Genomic DNA, 18,429 nt, shown 5'->3' with positions numbered 1-18,429 from the left:
CCTCAGCCGGCCAGTTCGGCGGCAATGCGATCGGCATCTTTCAGCGTCAGATAGGTGCGGTGGCGCAGCGCTTCCTGCGGATTGGGATGGTCGGCGCGCATATGGGCTCCACGGCTTTCCGTACGGAGATAAGCGCCGACGGCAATCAGCTTGGCGGTGGCGGTGATGTTGGAGAAGCGTACGCGCGGGCGCTTGCGCTCCAGAGCCACGAGTTCACGGATCAGCACCTTCAGCCCCGCCTCGTCTCTGATGACGCCCGCATAGCGGCTCATCAGACCGCGCAGGTCCTTGAGCTCGGGACTATCCTCGACGGTCACAAGGTCGTCGTTCTCGCCAGCGCTCGTGCCCCATTCATAAAGGGCCGATTCCGGCAGCATGCCCTTGATCGAGTCGGCGATTCGCCCGGCAAAGACGACGGCTTCGAGAAGCGAGTTGGAGGCGAGACGGTTGGCGCCATGGACGCCGCTCGAAGTCACCTCTCCCGCTGCCCAGAGGCCATCCAGCGATGTGCGACCATCGGCATCCACGAGCACGCCGCCCATGTGGTAATGCACCGCCGGGACCACCGGAATGGGCTGACTGACAGGATCGATGCCGGCGGCGATGCAGGAGGCAAAGACCGTCGGAAAGCGTTTCAAAAATTCCTTGCCGATCGCCTTGGTGCAGTCGAGAAAGGCGCCTCGGCCGGCTGCCACTTCGGCGAAGACGCCGCGCGCAACGATATCGCGCGGTGCAAGCTCCGCGTCGACGTGCAGATCGGTCATGAAACGATGGCCGGCCGCATTCACGAGCACAGCACCGTCACCGCGAAGAGCTTCGGTCGCGAGTGGCGCCGGGTCCTGGCCTATATCGATCGCGGTCGGGTGGAACTGGACAAATTCCGGATCGGCGATCATGGCGCCAGCCTTTGCCGCCATGCCGACACCCGTGCCGCGCGCTTCGGCAGGATTGGTAGTCACAGAATAGAGATGGCCGACACCGCCGGAGCAGAGGACGACGGCGCGGGCGGGAAAGGCGACGCGGGTCTTCGACTGGCCGGCATCGGGCCTCGCAATAACACCGGAGACGAAACGGCCCTCGGCGATCAACTCCTCGACCACATAACCTTCCATCACCCGGATCGACGGCGTGCGACGAACGGCAGAGATCAGCGCCTCCATGATCGCGCCACCCGCCCGGTCACCGGCCACGCGCACGATCCGCCGCTCGGAATGAGCCGCTTCACGGGACAGCAGAAGATGACCTTCGAGATCGCGGTCGAATGGTACGCCATAAGCCAGCAGGTCATGCACGCGGTCCGGCCCTTCGGATATCATCAGCCGCGCCATCTTTTCCTCGACGAGCCCGGCACCGGCCGACACCGTATCGGCCAGATGTTTGTCGAAGCTGTCGCCGGGGCTCATGGCAGCGGCGATGCCGCCTTGCGCCCAAGCCGAGGACGCGCCCTGCCCGATCGGGGCGGCGGCGAGCACAGTGACGGGGCGTGGCGCCAGCTTCAGGGCGCAGAAGAGGCCGGCCAGGCCGCCACCGACGATGACTATATCGTCGATGCCCTGCCAGGATTGCGGCCGCATGGATTCAAGATTGGTCGCCATTCAGCCCTCCCCGGCCGGCCGGTATTTCAATTCTTCAGATTGATCATCCGTTCGACGGCAAGCCGTGCGCGGCCCGCAATTGCCGGATCAACCGTGACTTCCTCTGTCATGAAGAGCAGGCTGTCGAGGATCTTCGGCAGAGTGATGCGCTTCATATGCGGACAGAGGTTGCAGGGCTTGACGAAATCGACCTCGGGCACTTCCACCTGAATGTTCGAGGCCATCGAGCACTCGGTGACGAGCAGGACACGGGCCGGGCGCTTGGTCTTGACATAGTCGATCATGCCCTTGGTCGAGCCGGCAAAGTCAGAGACGGCCAGCACGCTCGGATGGCATTCCGGATGGGCGACGATCTCGATGCGCGGATCGGCCTTCTTGTATTCCAGCAGTTCGTCGGCCGTAAAGCGCTCATGCACCTCGCAGTGGCCTTTCCAGGTGAGGATCTTTTTGCTCGTCTGGTTGGCGACATTCATCGCCAGATATTCGTCCGGAATGCAGAGCACCGTGTCGCTGTCGAAGCTGTTGACCACGTCGACGGCATTGGCCGAGGTGCAGCAGATGTCGGTTTCAGCCTTCACGTCGGCGGAGGTGTTGACATAGGTGACGACGGGCACGCCGGGGTAGCGCTCGCGCAGCAGGCGGACATCGGCGCCGGTGATCGATTCGGACAGCGAGCAGCCGGCGCGGCCATCGGGGATCAGCACGGTCTTTTGTGGATTGAGCAGCTTCGAGGTCTCGGCCATGAAATGCACGCCGCACTGGACGATGATCTCGGCATCGACGCTGACGGCATCACGGGCGAGCTGTAGCGAATCGCCCTTGATGTCGGCGACGCAGTGGAAGATCTCCGGCGTCTGGTAGTTGTGCGCCAGGATGACGGCGCCGCGTTCCTTCTTCAGCCGGTTGATCGCATGGATGTAAGGCGCAAAAATCGGCCATTCGATCGCAGGAATGAAGTCGCGGACGCGCTCATAGAGATGCGCGGTCTCCTTGGCGACGGCGGGCGAATAGGTCAGATCCGGACGCTCCAAGACGCCGAAACGCTCGGCTGCTGTGCGGGACGTGCTGTTGGCTTCCACCAGATGCTGCGCTTCCATGGCCATCTCCTCCATTATTTATGCTCAAACTGAGCATAACAAGCGCCAAAGAAAACCGGCGATCGCCGGTAGTGCCGATGTAGAAAGTTTCGCCCTCGATTGCAAGGGAGGTTTTAGCCCCGGCTGCGGCCCTTAGAGCTCGGCTACGACCGGCGCGTGACGAGAAGCGCTTTCCCTCATCGGGAAAAACGTTAGTTTGGCTGCTCCTTGAGGCAAGGCTCTGCGAGGCCAAATGTTCGAACTGTTGCCGCTGATCCTGATCGGCGTTCTCTTTGTCATCATCCGGGGTGCTGCCAAGCGCATCGATCGCCTCGAGAGGGAACTCGGAGAGGTCCGCGAGCGGCTGCTCAGGGTTGGCGGAGCCACCGCAGTGCCATCAGCCATTCCGATGGAGACGGAAGAGCCGGTCGAAGTTGCACTGCCGCAGACGGTCGCAGAGACCGTGACCGCAGAGGAACCCCCGCTCGACGGTGCGCCGTATCAAAGCGCGCCTGCCTCCCTGACTGAGGAAAACACTGAACTCCTCGCCACGGCGGCTCGCGGCGAAGCCACGGCCGCCGCACCTGCGGAAAGCCTGGAAAATCTCCTCGGCGCGCGCTGGGCCGTCTGGGCCGGCGGCCTGGCTCTGGCGCTCGGCGGGGTCTTTCTCGTGCGTTACTCGATCGAAAGCGGTCTGCTCGGTCCGGGTGTGCGGCTGACGCTTGCCGCGCTGTTCGGTCTTCTTCTGATTGCCGCCGGCGAACTCATTCGTCGCAAGGCGCTGCCGAAGGCCGAAGCCCTCTATGCCAATGCCATGGTGCCCGGCATCCTCACGGCAGCGGGCGCGGTCTCGCTGTTCGGCGCGATCTATGCGGCGCATGGTATTTATGAATTCATCGGCCCGACGCTCGCCTTCCTGCTTCTGGGGCTGACTGCCTTCGGTGTGCTCGGCCTCTCGCTGCTGCATGGCCAGGCGCTGGCCGGGCTCGGGCTCGTCGGCTCCATGCTGACTCCGCTTCTGATCTCGACCACGGCGCCGAGCCTCTGGACACTGTTCATCTATCTGACCGTCGCCCAGCTCGCGACGGCGCTCGCCTCACGGATCAAGGGCTGGCTGATCGTCCCGGCGATTGCCCAGGTGCTGCTCGGGCTCTGGGCGCTGGTGGCACTCATCGACGCCGCCGAAATCACGCCGGTTGCCCTCTCACTGATTGCCATGATCGCCAGCTGGATGCTGATCTGGCCAGGCGCGAAGGGTGAAGACCCCGCGACGCCCGAAACCCCGCTGTCGCTCGATGCGCTCGGACGGCGGATGGCATCGGGTCCGCTTGCGCTCGACATCACGCTGTCGCTCGCGGTCCTTTTGCCGGCCCTCGTGATGCTGGATCGAGGCCCTACGGTCTCCTTGCCGCTGTTTGCCTTCGCGGCCTTGGTCGCAGCGCTCGCCGCCGCCGGCAGCGCCCGTCACGGCGCCTTTTGGCCAACGGCACTCGCGGCCACGGGTGCCCTGATCGGGGCCGTGGTGAAGTCCGGCTTGATCGCCCAGGCGCAGGTGCTCCTGCTCGGTTTCGGCTGGGACGAAACGGCCGTGGTCAGCCTCGGCGGTCCGGTCATGCTGATCTTCCTGGGGCTTGCCGCCGTCTTTGCCTTTATCGGCCTTGCCCAGAACCGCCGTCGCTTTGCCGAAGACCCGTTGTTCGCAACGGTCTGGGCCGTGATCGTTGCGGTGCTGCCGGTGATGCTCACAACCATCAGCTTCGTGTTTTACGGGACCTATGCCCGGGACTGGGCGCATGGTCTCTTCGCGCTCGGCCTCGGGGCCGTGCTGCTCGCGGCCTGCGAGTATCTGTATCGCCAAGGCGCCCTGCCCGGCTTCCGACGCGGGATCGACGTCCTGATTCTCGGCAGCTTCGCCGCCTTTACGCTCATGCTGCATTGCCTCACCGATGGCGTTGTGACCACGATCCTGCTCGCGCTCCTCGGCTTTGCCTATCTGATGGCGACCCGCAAACGGGCGTGGAGCGGGCTGCCCTGGATGTTGGTGGCAGCGCTTGTCGGCGTGCTCTTCCGCATCTTCTGGGATCCGACGCTGGTCGGGCCGGATGCCCTGTCGCGGACGCCTCTCTTGAACCAGTTGCTGCCCGGCTATGGCATTCCGGCACTGCTCGCTCTGCTCTCGGCCTATGAGATGCGGAACTGGCCGGGCCTTCGGGTTCGCAATGCGCTGCAGGGCCTCGCCAGCCTTCTCGGCCTGCTCGCAGTCGCGATCCTCGTCCGCCATGCGATGAATGGTGGCGTACTCGATGCGTCCGCTCCGACGCTTGGCGAACAGTCGATCTACACGCTGCTGGTGGTCGGCCTCTCCGGCATCCTGATGACGCTCGACGTCAAATCGCCGAGCCCGGTCTTCCGCTACGGCTCGATGGTGGCGGGCGGCATCGCCATCTTGCAGACGCTGAGCCTGCATCTCGGGGTGCTCAACCCCTATTTTTCGGGCGAGAGCACCGGCAATTGGCTGCTGATCAACCTGCTGCTGATCGGTTATCTCCTGCCCGGCCTCGCCTATGCGGGCCTTGCCTTCTACGCCCGCGACAAGCGCCCGCTTCCTTACGTGATCCTGCTCGCGCTGTCCGGTGCCCTGCTCGGTTTCGCCTGGGTGACGCTCACGGTCCGGCGCTTCTGGCAGGGCGAGTTCATTGCCTACTGGAAGGGCTTCCAACAGGCGGAGACCTACAGCTATTCCGTCGCCTGGCTCGCCATCGGCGTTGGTCTGCTTGCGCTCGGTTCGCGATTCGATGCGAGGAGCCTGCGCATTGCGTCTGCCGTCATCGTGATGCTGACGGTCGCCAAGGTCTTCCTGATCGACATGGCCAACCTCGAAGGCGTGCTGCGCGCGCTGTCCTTCATCGGCCTCGGCTTCGTGCTGATCGGCATCGGGCTCTTCTACCAGAGGATCCTGAGCGGCAAGTCGAGCCGCTCGCCCGATGTGGACGACGAGGAGGCGCCGACGGGGATCTGATTGAGGGCGGTTGAACAGTGGGCGCTCGCAAGGCTAGATGCGGGCCGACCAGAATAGGGAAACTGTCTTGACCGCCCTTCTCACCGCCGCCGACTTCGCCCCCCATGAGACGCTCGCCGCCCGCCTTCTGCCGCATGCAACGGATGGCGATGATGGCTCGCACGACCTCGCCCATATCCATCGCGTCTTCAGGAACGCCTTGAAGATAAAGGCCGGCGAAGGCGGCGATGCCGAAATTCTCGCTGCTGCCGTTCTGCTGCATGACTGTGTCGCCGTCGAGAAAAGTTCGCCGCTCCGATCGCAGGCCTCGCGGCTTGCCGCAGAAAAGGCGAGCGGCATTCTGGCGGGGCTCGGCTGGCCGAAGGAGAGGGTCGAGGCCGTGGCACATGCGATCCTCACCCACAGCTTTTCCGCCAACATCCAGCCGGAGACGCTGGAAGCGAAGATGCTGCAGGATGCCGACCGGCTCGATGCGATCGGCATGGTCGGGGTGGCCCGCTGTTTCTACATTGCCGGGCGCATGGGTTCAGGCCTCTATCACCCCGGCGATCCCGGCGCCGAGAACCGCCCGCTCGACGATCGCAGCTTTGCCATCGACCACTTCCCGGCCAAGCTCCTGAAGCTCTCCGATGGTTTCCAAACCGAGACCGGCCGCAAGCTGGCACAGGAGCGGCACGAGCGGCTCACCTTGTTCCTGACCCTCTTCCGCGACGAAATCTGAAGGACGCTAAACCATGCAAGTGACCGGGCTTTCCATCTATCCCTTCAAGAGCGGGCGCGGCATTGCGCTTCCCCAGGCACGCATCGATGCCATGGGCCTCTCCGACGACCGGCGCATGATGCTGGTCGATCCCGATGGTCAGTTCATCACCCAGCGGGAAATGCCCGACCTTGCTCGCCTCACGGCGCTTCCGGCGGCCTCCTATCTCACACTCCGACTGGATGACGGGCGTGAGATGATGGTCGCGCCGCCGCAGCCGGACAATCGCATGGATGTCAACATCTGGCGCTCGACCGTCAGCGCGGCGATGGCGCATGACAGCGTCAATGCCAAGCTTTCCGACTGGTTCGGCCGGCCGGTGAAGCTCGCCTTCATCGACGGCGAGAGCCGCCGCGAGGCGAGCGCGGAATGGGCCGGCGACGGCACGCCGATGGGCTTTGCCGACGGCTACCAGATCCTGGTCACGACATCAGGCTCCTTGCGCGCGTTGAATGAGGACATGGAGCGGCATGGCGAAGGTTCTGTTGGCATGGATCGGTTTCGCCCGAACATCGTCGTCGACTGCGACGAACCCTGGGCAGAAGACACCTGGACCGGCCTCGAGATCGGCGGCATCCGCTTCGATTTCGTCAAACCCTGCCCACGCTGCATCATGACAACGCAGGACCAGCAGACCGGATCGCGCGAGGGCGCCAACCCGATGCCGGCCATGGGCCGCATCCGCATGTCCGCCGATCGCCGCGTGCCGGGCGTGCTGTTCGGCTGGAATGCTGTGCCGCGCGGTGAGGGTCTAGTGCGGGTTGGTGATGCGGTGACTGTGCTTGGCAGCCGGGAGGGTTGGGCGATCAAGCAGCGGTGAGGCGGAGTATAGGGTGGCCGCCAAAAGTGCGAGCCCTTCTCCCCCTTGGTGGGGGAGAAAGCGATTTCGATGAATTAGTCGGGGCGCAAGCCACGGCTAAACATCTGAAATCGCAAGCGAGGGGGCCCGTCAGGCTGTGCCCACAGTACCAATCCCCTCACCAGCAAAATCTGAAGTTTAGGCCGCTTGCGCTGGCCTAAGCCTTCGATTTTGCAACCTCTCCCACAAGGGGAGAGGTGGTACGCACCGCCCTCGCCCCCCTGACATTCATCAAATCCCCTGATGGCCAGTTCATCAAAAGGCGTTTCTGCTCGTCCATCGACTGCACTAATGTGTGATGGACAGAGGAGAATCCCCCGATGACGACCACCAGCCGCCCTGCCATGCCCTGGCTCATCATTCTCGCCGGATCGCTGATTGCGGTGATGACCTTTGGGCCGCGCTCGGCCATGGGGTTCTTCCAGCTGCCGATGCTCGCCGACCGGGGCTGGGACCGCTCCACCTTCGGGCTTGCCATGGCATTCCAGAACCTGTTCTGGGGCATCAGCCAGCCGTTCTTCGGAGCGCTCGCCGACAAGTATGGTACGGGTCGCGTTCTCGTCATGTCGGGCGTGCTTTATGCCGCTGGCCTCGTGATGATGGCCAATGCTTCGGCGCCCATCTGGCTGCATATGGGCGGTGGCGTGCTGATCGGGCTTGCGATCGGCGCGGGTTCGTTCAGCGTTATCCTTTCGGCCTTTGCCCGCAATGTGACACCCGAACAGCGGTCGATGGCGTTTGGCATCGGCACGGCGGCAGGCTCTGCCGGCATGTTCTTGTTTGCACCCTTGAGTCAGGGTTTCATCTCGGCCTTCGGCTGGTCGGACAGTCTCGTGATCATCGCCGTGATGATGCTGGTCGTGCCGCTGCTTGCCTTTCCGTTGCGCGGCAACGCGCAGTCGGGCACACAGTCCGGCAACCAGTATCAGCAGACGATCGCCGAGGCGCTGAAAGAAGCCTTCGCGCACAAGAGCTACCTTCTGCTAACGACCGGCTTCTTCGTCTGCGGCTTCCAGGTCGCCTTCATCACCGCGCATTTCCCGGCCTATCTCGGCGATATCGGCATCGAGGCGAGCTATGCGGTGATCGCGATGGCGCTGATCGGCTTTTTCAACATCATCGGCTCGCTCGCAGCCGGCTGGATCGGGCAGCGCTATTCCAAGCCCTACTTCCTCGCCGTCATTTATATCGGCCGCTCGATCACGGTGACGCTCTTTCTGCTTCTGCCGCAGACGCCGGCCTCCGTCGTTGTCTTTGCCGCCGTGATGGGCCTGCTCTGGCTCTCCACCGTCCCGCCGACCAACGGTCTTGTGGCGATCATGTTCGGCACGCGCCACCTCGGCCTGCTCGGAGGCCTGGTCTTCCTTTCCCACCAGATCGGCTCCTTCCTCGGCGTGTGGATGGGCGGCTATCTCTACGACCTGTTCAGAACTTACGACCAAGTCTGGTGGTTGGGTGTGGCGCTCGGCATCTTCGCGGCTGTGGTGCATTGGCCGATCCGCGAACAAGCCGTGGAGAGACCGGCTGTCGGAATGGCGTAATTTTGCCCAAAGTGAGATCATATTTCGGCATGGCGCCCATGCCGGATCAAAATTCCTGTGTTTTCGCCTGAGGGCGACCGTCACAGAAAATTATTTTATTTTTCTTCTGCCGCCCGTTGACGGATTCCGAGCCAGCACCTAACTTGTGCGAGCTGGTTCGGACACTGACGACGAACCATTTACGGCCTCCGCCTGGGAGGCCGCAGCCAAAGAAGGAGGTCAGCGAAATGCAAGTTGTGTTTCTTGATGCCATCCGATCCTGGCAGCAGACCCCGCGCCTCGTGATGGTGAAACGCCATTCCGAATGCACCTGTCGAATGTGACGCTGCGCAAGCACTGATTTCATATCCATCGACATCTTAGACAACGCCGTGCCGCGCGCATGGGCGGGGAATATCGTTATGAAGAAGCAAGTTATCGAATATGCCGGGATCCCGGTTGGCATCACCATACCCGACGGCGACAGGGTCAAGTTCATCGCCGTCAAATATCCGGTCATCGACCTCGACGGCGGTAGCTATCGCAATATCAGCGAACTTCAGGCCGCCATCCACGACCACATGGCGAAGTCTGCGCCGGAAGATCAGGCCGTGTTTCTGGGCGCGGCCAATGCGCCAGGCGTTTCGAGCGAGCGCAAGGTCTTCAACGCCGCCTGACAGAATCCCTCGCGTGCCGCGCCGGGCTCCAGCCCCCGCGGCACGTAGACATGGCGATCCAGAAAATAGGCCGTCAACCGAAAGGCTGCCGCCAATGTCTCCGGATCTGCCGCGCGGTTGGTTCCGGGGGTCAAGAAATCCGGCAGCGCCAGCATCTTGTCCGCCCAGGGGGCGCCTGCCTCGCGGCTGACGGCCCTGCCCGACTTCGGTGAGACATAAGCCAGATCGTGATGCGTGCCCGTCGCGGCGCATTCGCTCAAATCCAGCCCGAAGCCGAGATCATTCAGCAGCGCGAGCTCGAAGCGGACGAAGAGTTCGCCTGCCGTCGCCGGCTCCTCGAGATGATCGAGGATGACATCCAGCGCCTGGAAGAGATGCGGATGGGGATCACGCTCCGGCAAAAGCCGCAGCAGGGCGGCGAGCGCCTGCACGCCGTAGACGGCGGTCGCACTCTCCAGCAGCCGCCCAGCCCGCAGCATCAGAGGCTCTATACGAAACTCGCCGAGATGTTCGTCGAGGCGTGCGCGCCAGGTGACCTCCAGCCGATTGCCGGGCTGCAAGACCGGCTGCATCGTGCGCGACCGGCCGGAGCGCACCATGCCCAGATGGCGGCCACGGCTGCGCGTCATCACCTCGGCGATGACGCTTGTTTCGCCATGCCGCCGCACCCCGAGAAGGATTGCCTCATCTGTCCATTGCATGCACGAGTTTTACCGCAGAGGCCGGGCTAGCGCGAGGAATTTCGCGAGATGTCAGACGTCCGTGAGATAGCGTTGCACCCAGCCGCGCCAATGGGCAATCGCTTCGGCCTTTCCGGGATAGCGTTTTTCTTCATGCAGTTGCACGAGCGACTTCATCGCCTGGAAGAGCACCACCGACATGGCCTCGGCCTGTTCCTCCGGCAATTGCGGGCGCCACAGCATGAGGATCTCGGTGATCCGCTTGCGCAGGCTTTCGCGAAGCACGCCCGGGCGTACACCCGGTTGCTCCCAGCGGGCATCGAGCAGGCTGAGCGCCAGACTGCGCTCGACTGCGTGAGCGACCAGCACGTCGAGCAAACGGTCGGCAAGCTGGCTGCCATCGAGGTCCGCCACCTGCGCCCTGATTCGGTCGAGGGCCGCCTCGACATGCTCGGCGTAGCGGGCAACGAGGGCGTCGGCGAGCACATCCTTGTTGGGAAAGAACTGGTAGAGTGAGCCGATCGGTGCCTCGGCCCGGGCAGCAATCTCCGTCATGGTCGCAGCCCTGTAGCCCTGCTCGGCAAACACGGCGGCACCGGCATCAAGAAGCTTTGCGACCCGGGCAATGCCGCGCTTGCGTTTGGGCTCCTTGGCGGTCGGCGCGGGCGTCGCCTGCGATGTCGCCGCCGAACTTGACTTTTGCGAGGCCATGCTCATAAAACTCGTTTGTGAGGTCTACCTCATTTATTTGATGAAAACGCGCTTTCGTCCAGCCCTTTCCGGCAAAGGTGTCTCAGACGAAGGACGGAGACAGTCATGTCCCTGGACAAAGAGCACGGAACGCCAGCCCAACCTGGCCTGTTGACACCGCTTCCGGTCGTGCTTCGCTGGCTTGTTCTCCTCGCTCTGTCCGTTGCGATCTCCGGCGGACTTTTCCTCGCGCATATCCCGGGCGCGCTGCTGCTCGGGCCCATGGTCGCGGCCATTCTCGTGGCCACCAACGGCGCACGGCTTTCCGTTCACCGCTATCCCTACATCTTCGCCCACTCGCTGATCGGCTGCATCATAGCCCGCTCGATTGATCTCGGAACGCTGTCGACGGTGGCAGACGACTGGCCGGTCTTTCTGTCCATCGTGCTTGCGATCATCGCCGCGAGCAGCCTGCTTGGCTATTTCATGGCGAAAGCCGAGATACTGCCGGGCACCACAGCAATCTGGGGCACATCTGCCGGAGCCGCCTCAGCCATGGTCCTGATGGCAGAAGCGCATGGCGGGGATGCGCGGCTGGTCGCCTTCATGCAGTATCTGCGCGTCGCCTTCGTCGCGACCGGGGCGTCGCTGATGGCAGCCTTCGTCTTCAACATCGAGGGTGGCGCAGCACATCCGGTCGTCTGGTTTCCGGAGACGGACTGGCTCGATCTGTCCTTAACGCTGGCTGCGGCCCTTGCGGCGGCGATGATCGGCGCACGGTTCCGGATACCGGCTGGCACCATGCTCCTGCCGCTGGTCGCGACGACGGTTCTGCATGTCATGGGCTATATCACCCTGCAACTGCCCGAATGGCTGTTGGCGCTCGGCTATGGTGTGATCGGCTGGCGGATCGGCCTGTCCTTCACGCGGCGGATCCTCAGGCATGCGGCAAGCGCCCTGCCCCAGATCGTCGGCTCGATCCTCGTGCTGATGGCCTTCAGCGGCGGACTTGCCTTCCTGCTCTGGTCGCTGCATGGCATCGACCCGCTGACCGCCTATCTCGCGACCAGCCCTGGCGGGCTCGATTCGATCGCGATCATTGCCGCGACCACGCCGGTCGATATGTCCTTCATCATGGCGCTGCAGACCATGCGGCTGATCGTCATCATCCTGATCGGACCGACGATTTCGGACTTCGTGGCAAGGCGCGTGGCGAAGGACTGAGCGCCCTTCGCTTGAATGTGCTTAGTCGCGGGGGAACTCGAGGCCCATTTCGCGGAAGCGTTCGGGATCGTTGCCCCAGTTCTCGCGTACCTTGACGAAGAGGAAGAGGTGGACCGGCTGTTCGAGGATCTCGGACATCTCCTTGCGGGAAGCCGTGGAAATCGCCTTGATCGCGTCGCCGTTCTTGCCCAGCACGATCTTCTTCTGGCTGTCGCGCTCGACATAGATAACCTGCTCGATACGAACCGAGCCGTCCTTGCGCTCTTCCCAGCTCTCGGTTTCCACATGCGAGGAATAGGGAAGCTCCTGGTGCAGGCGGAGAAACAGCTTCTCGCGGGTGATTTCGGCTGCGAGCTGGCGCATCGGCAAATCGGAGATCTGATCTTCCGGATAATACCAGGGACCTTCCGGGAAGGTCTCTGCCAGGTAGTCCATGATGTCGTCACAGCCGGAGCCTGTCGTGGCCGAAATCATGAAGGTGCGATCGAATTTGACGAACTCGTTGGCCTTCTCGGCCAGCGCGAACAGATCTTCGTGGCGTACCCGGTCGATCTTGTTCAGGACCAGGATCTTCGGCTGCGGCACATCCTTCAGGGCTTCCAGGATCGCCTCGGCATCGCCGCGCAAACCGCGTTCGCTGTCGATCAGGAGAAGGATGATATCGGCATCCTTGGCGCCGCCCCAGGCCGAGGTCACCATGGCGCGGTCGAGCTTGCGGCGCGGCTTGAAGATTCCGGGCGTGTCCATGAAGACGATCTGGGTGTTCTTGTGGATCGCGATGCCGCGCATGACGGCGCGCGTCGTCTGCACCTTGTGGCTGACGATCGACACCTTGGCGCCGACGAAGCGGTTGACCAGCGTCGACTTGCCGGCATTGGTCGGGCCGATCAAGGCGACGAAGCCGGATCGGGTCGGGGTGTTGACGGTGGCTTCGCCGCCGTCATGCGTTTCGGTGTCGGTCATATCATCCATTCAATTCGCGCCGGAGGCCTTGGCCCAGACGCCTTCGCGTTCGAGTATCTTGGTCGCGGCCACCTGTTCGGCGGCTCGCTTGGAACGTTCGATGCCGATCTCCGGCTTCAGGCCCGGGATCTCGACGATCACCGTGAAGCGGGGATCATGATCCGGTCCGGAGCGATCGGCAACCTTGTATGTGGGCGGCTTGCCAAATCTGGCATGCGTCCATTCCTGCAATTCGGTCTTGGCGTCGCGACGGGCGCCATCGGCGCGGGCAGCGCGACCCTCCCAGTATTTCAGGATGAAGCCGCGCGCGGCCTCCAACCCTGCTTCGATATAAATGGCGGCAATCAGGCTTTCGACCACGTCGGCGCGGACGTTCAGCATGTTCGCTGCGGTAATCTTCTTGATGTCGGAGCCCGTGCGGATGAACCGATAGAGCTCGATCTCGTCGGCAACGGAAGCACAGGCCTCGGCGCTGACCAGCTGGTTGAAGCGGACCGAAAGCTCACCCTCGGTCGCGTCGCGGAAGGTCGTGAACAGCATTTCGGCGACGCAGAGGCCCAGCACGCGGTCGCCCAGAAATTCCAGGCGCTCGTAATCGCCTTTCTTGCCCCGCGAGACCTGGGCGCTGGCATGCGTCAGCGCCCGCTTCAAGCGATCGCGGTCGGCGAATTTGTGGCCGATCGCAGCTTCGAGCTGCTCCCAATCCTTTTCGCCGACCACGCTCTTGTTCGTCATTCGACCACCTTGAACAGGCGATCCCAGCGCATGTTGGCCGGCCACTTCCAGACTTCGCGGAAGGAGGTATCATTCCCAAGCGAGAAGAAGATCAGCGAGGCCTTTCCGATCAGGTTCTCGGCCGGCACGAAGCCAACGTCGAAACGGCTGTCGAGCGAATTGTCGCGGTTGTCACCCATCGCGAAATAATGGCCTTCCGGCACGATGAATTCGCGCGTGTCATCGCCGCGGGTGCCCTGCGCCTGGTCGAGCGTGTCGTAGCTCACGCCATTGTCGAGCGTTTCGCGGAAGACCGGAACATCGGTGCCGGGATCCATCCGGTAATCGGAGGTGAAGACACCGTCCTGCACCTTCGGCACGGGCTGACCGTTGACCTGCAGTACGCCGCCAATCATCTGGATCCGGTCACCCGGCAAGCCGACGATGCGCTTGATGTAGTCGATGCTCGGGTTCGGCGGGAAGCGGAAGACGGCGATGTCGCCGCGCTCCGGTTCGCTTTCGAAGATCCGGCCTTCGAAGAGATCCGGCGAGAAGGGCAGTGAGTACTTCGAATAGCCATAGGAGAACTTGTTGACGAAGATGTAGTCGCCAACAAGCAGCGTCGGCATCATCGAGCCCGACGGAATTGTGAAGGGCTGAAAGAACACGGTGCGGATCACCATTGCCAACAGCAGGGCCTGGATGATGACCTTGACGTTTTCCCAGAGGGCACTTTGCTTCTTTTCTTCGCTCACGCGGATCTTTTCCTTCTTGCGAAAATCCTGCTCTCTCTAGTCGGTTCGCGTGCGCGCGGCAACCGCGCAGGCGTCCGGACCAGCGCGACCAGTCGACTCAGCGGCTTTCCGGCAGGGCCTCGACGATGACGAATGCCTGGGCATAGGGGAATTCGTCGGTGATGGTGAGATGGATGACAGGACGATGGCCTGCCGGCAGGAGCCGTTCCAGACATCGGGCCGCGCCACCGGTCAGCTCCAGGCCCGGCTTGCCGTTCGGCAGGTTCACGACGCCCATTTCCTTCCAGAAGACACCTTCAGCAATTCCGGTGCCAAGCGCTTTTGCCATGGCCTCCTTGGCGGCGAAACGCTTGGCATAGGAGGCAGCGGTGTCCTTGCGGCCATTCGAGCGCGCCTGCTCCTCGTCCGTGAAGCAGCGGGCGGTGAACTTCTCGCCGAAACGGGTGATCGATTTCTCGATCCGTCTGATGTCGACCAAGTCGCTGCCGATGCCGATGATCATCTCAGATGCTCGATCCCTGGAGGGCTTCGGCGAGGCGGGTACGGGCGCGCGCGGCGAGCCGTTCGCGGCGACGGGCCTGAAATTTCGACACGGTGAAATAGATGACACAGTAGATGACAACGCCACTGACGGCGGCAAGCGGGATCGCTCCCACCAGCATGGGCTTCAAGATCGGATGCCACATGCTCTCGAAGGCCGAAAGGGAGAATTTCTTCTCGAGATCGACGCTATCCGTGACCGGATCCCCCTTGCCGATCAGGCGATGGCCGACCTCCCAGGTCGAAGCCCAGATGAACGGAAAGGTCAGCGGGTTTCCGAAGGCTGTTCCGATAGCTGCCGCAACCATGTTGCCCGCGATGATATAGGCGATCGCGAAGGCGAGCAGAAAATGCAGTCCGATGAACGGGGTCCACGAAGAAACGACTCCCGCGACCACGCCGGCTGCAATCGCATGGGGAGTGGCGGACAGGCGCAGGACACGTTTGCTCAGATATTGAAACGATCTGATAAAGCCACGACGCGGCCAGAAAAGCTCACGCAGCTTGGTCAGTCTGGATATCGGTTGCCGGCGTCGAAACAGCATGCGGGATATGTAGTTGATCCTGGACGGCTTCGGCAAGCAAAAGCGGCTGACAAAGTGGTCAAAAAGCAAAGACGCCGGCAGGAACCGGCGTCGCAGCAGAGACCGTATCTGGTCGGTGGGCAGTTCAGGCGCGGCGGAACATGCCACGGTCGATTTCGCGCTGACGGTATTCCAGGTCGACCAGGTCGCGAGCGCCGTTCAGGTAGTTCATTTCACGCTCTGCAACGGTCGGGACGCGAAGGGCGCGGGCGAATTTGCGGATCGGAGTAAACATCGTTTTGTCCTCGGTTCTTTCTCTTCATCTGTTGGACTGAAGATAATGCTGCGGCGCACAAGGCACCAGAGACAAGAACTGAAGCCAGCCATGCGCCAAACGCATGACGAGGGGGCCGAGGTTTACGATTTGGGCAAGATCGTGATCAAAACGAAGGCAGTTTGACCCAATCGAGGCCTGCAGATCGCGAAGCCCGCGCCCTGCCCTTCCCCAGCCGCCCGGATCGGCGCATCAGTCGTAGACGCGCTTCACCGTCGAGATGCAGTCCAGCTCCTTCAACTCGCCAAGCAGCTGGCTCAGCTGGCGCAGATCCCAGACCTCGAGATCGATCCCCATTTCCGTGAAGTCGGTGGCGATCCGAATCATGTTGAGCACCCGAATATTGATATCCAGACGCGCGACGGATTGCGCAACAGTCGCCAACGTACCCGGCTCGTTCAGCGCATTGATCAGGATGCGGGCGACGAAGCGCGACTTGTTCGCCTCATCGAGATCCCAGCGCACGTCAATCCAGCGCTCCGGCTCGTTTTCGAAGCGCTGCAGGGCGGAAGCCTGGATCGGATAGATGGTGATGCCCTTGCCGTCTTCCATGATGCCGACGATTCGGTCTCCGGGAACGGCACCGGCAGGGGCGAAATGCACCTCTGCATTGCCGGAAAGGCCGCGGATCGGCAGTGGATCCGGACCGTCGCCCGCTGTCGGTGCATCGCCCTTCGGATGGGCCGGACCGGGGATCTTGAAGACCATGCCATTGGCGCTGTTCATCGCAAACCAGCCCTCGTCCGAAGACGGCTTCACGGTCACACGTTCGTCCTGATAGTCGGGGAAGACGGCCCTGAGAACGTCGAGCGAGGAGGTCTCGCCGCGACCGACGGAGGCGATCGCGTCTTCCACGTCGCGCTGGCCGAGACGATGCAGCGCGGGTCTCAGCGTATCCTTGGAGAAGACCTTGCCGGCGCGCTCGAAGGTGCGCTCCAGGATGCGCTGGCCAAGGCCTGCATATTGCTTGCGGATCGCCATGCGGGTGGCGCGGCGGATGGCGGCGCGGGCCTTGCCGGTGACGACGATTTCTTCCCAGGCGGCAGGCGGCACCTGGACGCCGGAGCGGATGATCTCGACTTCATCGCCATTCGACAGACGGGTGACGAGCGGCATGATCGAGCCGTTGATCTTGGCGCCGACGCAGGTATCGCCGACATTGGTGTGCACGGCATAGGCGAAATCGATCGGGGTCGCCCCGCGCGGCAACGCAATCAGCTTGCCCTTGGGCGTGAAGCAGAAGACCTGATCCTGGAAGAGCTCAAGCTTGGTATGCTCGAGGAACTCTTCCGGGTTGTCCCCTTCCGCCAGCGCCTCGATCGTGTGGCGCAGCCAGGAATAGGCATTGCTCTCGCGCTGCAGCGGCTCGTTCGCCTCGCCGTTTTCGCCGTCCTTATACAGGCTGTGGGCGGCAATACCGTATTCGGCGATGTCGTGCATGCGCCGCGTGCGGATCTGCAGCTCGATACGCTGGCGCGACGGGCCGACGATGGTGGTGTGGATCGAGCGGTAGTCGTTCTGCTTCGGGGTCGAGATATAGTCCTTGAAGCGGCCGGGCACGACGCGCCAGCGGGTGTGCACGATGCCGAGCGCCCGGTAGCAGCCGGGGATGTCGTCGACCAGGATGCGGAAACCATAGACATCCGAAAGCTGCTCGAAGGACAGCGATTTCGACTGCATCTTGCGGAAGACGGAATAGGGCTTCTTCTGCCGGCCCTTGACCGAGGTGTTCAAAAGCCCGTTCGCGACCAGAAGCTCCCGCAACTCGTCCTCGATCTTGGTAATCAGGCCCTCGTTGCGGGTGGAAAGCTCCGCAAGGCGGTTGGTCACCGTCTCATAGGCTTCCGGGTTCATGTAGCGGAAGGACAGGTCCTCCAGCTCGTCGCGCATGTCCTGCATACCCATGCGGCCGGCGAGCGGCGCATAGATTTCCATCGTCTCTTCGGAAATTCGGGCGCGCTTGTCGTCACGCATGTGCTCGAGCGTGCGCATGTTGTGCAGGCGGTCGGCGAGCTTTACCAGGAGAACACGGACATCGTCGGAAATGGCAAGCAGCAGCTTGCGCAGGTTTTCCGCCTGCTTGGCCTTCTTGGTGACGAGGTCGAGCTTCTTGATCTTGGTGAGGCCCTCGACCAGACGGCCGATATCCTCGCCGAAGAGTTCGTCGATCTCGGCACGGGTCGCGGACGTGTCCTCGATCGTGTCGTGCAGCAGAGCCACCGCGATCGTCGATTCGTCGAGATGCATATCCGTCAGAATGGCGGCAACTTCGAGCGGGTGGGAGATATAGGGGTCCCCGCTGGCGCGTGTCTGCTTGCCGTGCTTCTGCATGGCATAGACATAGGCCTTGTTCAGCAGAGCTTCGTTGGCGTCGGGCTTGTATTTCTGCACCCGCTCAACGAGCTCGTATTGCCGCATCATTCCGATCGTCTCCACAAACGAAAAAGCGCGCCAGTCGAGACGACTGGCGCACATTCATCCTACAGTCAGATCAAGACT

16 protein-coding genes and 1 pseudogene are annotated in these 18,429 nt (G+C 62.6%); 6 read left to right on the top strand and 11 right to left on the bottom strand.

Features of this window, described 5'->3' with window-relative positions:
• Positions 1-2: 2 nt before the first annotated feature.
• A complete protein-coding gene (locus ACQKP1_RS06925) occupies positions 3-1,595 on the bottom strand; it encodes an L-aspartate oxidase (protein WP_427274706.1) in 1,593 nt (530 codons plus the stop codon).
• Positions 1,596-1,621: 26 nt separating this feature from the next.
• Positions 1,622-2,692, bottom strand: a complete 1,071-nt coding sequence (nadA, locus tag ACQKP1_RS06920) for a quinolinate synthase NadA (RefSeq protein ID WP_427274705.1) — start codon at positions 2,690-2,692, stop codon at positions 1,622-1,624.
• A gap of 232 nt (positions 2,693-2,924) precedes the next feature.
• On the opposite strand from nadA, the gene ACQKP1_RS06915 reads away from it, so the two are divergent.
• The 5 genes and pseudogenes from ACQKP1_RS06915 to ACQKP1_RS06895 all read left to right on the top strand — a co-directional run.
• Positions 2,925-5,690: a DUF2339 domain-containing protein gene (locus ACQKP1_RS06915; protein WP_427274704.1), complete on the top strand. Its 2,766-nt coding sequence runs from the start codon at positions 2,925-2,927 to the stop codon at positions 5,688-5,690.
• Positions 5,691-5,757: 67 nt separating this feature from the next.
• Positions 5,758-6,411, top strand: a complete 654-nt coding sequence (locus ACQKP1_RS06910) for an HD domain-containing protein (protein ID WP_427274703.1) — start codon at positions 5,758-5,760, stop codon at positions 6,409-6,411.
• Positions 6,412-6,424: 13 nt separating this feature from the next.
• A complete protein-coding gene (locus ACQKP1_RS06905; protein ID WP_427274702.1) occupies positions 6,425-7,270 on the top strand; it encodes an MOSC domain-containing protein in 846 nt (281 codons plus the stop codon).
• A gap of 359 nt (positions 7,271-7,629) precedes the next feature.
• Entirely contained in the window at positions 7,630-8,850 is a 1,221-nt protein-coding gene (locus ACQKP1_RS06900; RefSeq protein ID WP_427274701.1) for an MFS transporter, read from the top strand.
• A 401-nt stretch (positions 8,851-9,251) separates the two neighbouring features.
• Positions 9,252-9,431: pseudogene (locus tag ACQKP1_RS06895) on the top strand (hypothetical protein); the annotation flags it as partial.
• A 2-nt stretch (positions 9,432-9,433) separates the two neighbouring features.
• Here ACQKP1_RS06895 and recO read toward each other — a convergent pair.
• Both recO and ACQKP1_RS06885 read right to left on the bottom strand, forming a co-directional pair.
• Positions 9,434-10,207 (bottom strand): DNA repair protein RecO, encoded by a 774-nt coding sequence (gene recO / locus ACQKP1_RS06890; RefSeq protein WP_427274700.1) that lies wholly within the window; start codon positions 10,205-10,207, stop codon positions 9,434-9,436.
• A gap of 51 nt (positions 10,208-10,258) precedes the next feature.
• The gene (locus ACQKP1_RS06885) at positions 10,259-10,897 is read right to left on the bottom strand and encodes a TetR/AcrR family transcriptional regulator (protein ID WP_427274699.1); all 639 of its coding nucleotides are present in this window, start codon (positions 10,895-10,897) and stop codon (positions 10,259-10,261) included.
• Positions 10,898-11,002: 105 nt separating this feature from the next.
• Between ACQKP1_RS06885 and ACQKP1_RS06880 the strand changes: the two genes are divergently transcribed.
• Positions 11,003-12,100 carry an AbrB family transcriptional regulator gene (locus ACQKP1_RS06880; protein WP_427274698.1) on the top strand — a complete coding sequence of 366 codons (1,098 nt, stop codon included), beginning with the start codon at positions 11,003-11,005 and terminating at the stop codon, positions 12,098-12,100.
• Positions 12,101-12,121: 21 nt separating this feature from the next.
• Here the strand turns inward: ACQKP1_RS06880 and era are convergent, their stop codons facing one another.
• The 7 genes from era to ACQKP1_RS06845 all read right to left on the bottom strand — a co-directional run bounded on the left by era (position 12,122) and on the right by ACQKP1_RS06845 (position 18,351).
• Entirely contained in the window at positions 12,122-13,072 is a 951-nt protein-coding gene (era, locus tag ACQKP1_RS06875) for a GTPase Era (RefSeq protein WP_427274697.1), read from the bottom strand.
• Positions 13,073-13,798: a ribonuclease III gene (gene rnc / locus ACQKP1_RS06870; protein ID WP_427274696.1), complete on the bottom strand. Its 726-nt coding sequence runs from the start codon at positions 13,796-13,798 to the stop codon at positions 13,073-13,075.
• Positions 13,795-14,532 (bottom strand): signal peptidase I, encoded by a 738-nt coding sequence (lepB, locus tag ACQKP1_RS06865; RefSeq protein ID WP_203014295.1) that lies wholly within the window; start codon positions 14,530-14,532, stop codon positions 13,795-13,797. Before lepB ends, rnc begins: the two co-directional genes overlap by 4 nt.
• Positions 14,533-14,629: 97 nt before the next feature.
• Complete coding sequence (gene acpS / locus ACQKP1_RS06860; RefSeq protein WP_203014293.1) at positions 14,630-15,034, bottom strand: holo-ACP synthase; 405 nt, start codon at positions 15,032-15,034, stop codon at positions 14,630-14,632.
• 1 nt (position 15,035) lies between these two features.
• A complete protein-coding gene (locus tag ACQKP1_RS06855) occupies positions 15,036-15,617 on the bottom strand; it encodes a DUF2062 domain-containing protein (protein WP_203014290.1) in 582 nt (193 codons plus the stop codon).
• A gap of 124 nt (positions 15,618-15,741) precedes the next feature.
• A complete protein-coding gene (locus ACQKP1_RS06850; protein WP_076395410.1) occupies positions 15,742-15,891 on the bottom strand; it encodes a DUF3563 family protein in 150 nt (49 codons plus the stop codon).
• Between the two features lie 231 nt (positions 15,892-16,122).
• The gene (locus ACQKP1_RS06845; RefSeq protein WP_427274695.1) at positions 16,123-18,351 is read right to left on the bottom strand and encodes a RelA/SpoT family protein; all 2,229 of its coding nucleotides are present in this window, start codon (positions 18,349-18,351) and stop codon (positions 16,123-16,125) included.
• Positions 18,352-18,429: the final 78 nt, after the last annotated feature.

This window comes from Allorhizobium sp. NPDC080224, assembly GCF_050281005.1.
In the GTDB taxonomy this organism is placed as follows: Bacteria; Pseudomonadota; Alphaproteobacteria; order Rhizobiales; family Rhizobiaceae; genus Allorhizobium.
The sequence above is the reverse complement of the archived record's forward strand: the minus strand, read 5'-3'. Positions and strand labels throughout refer to the sequence as shown.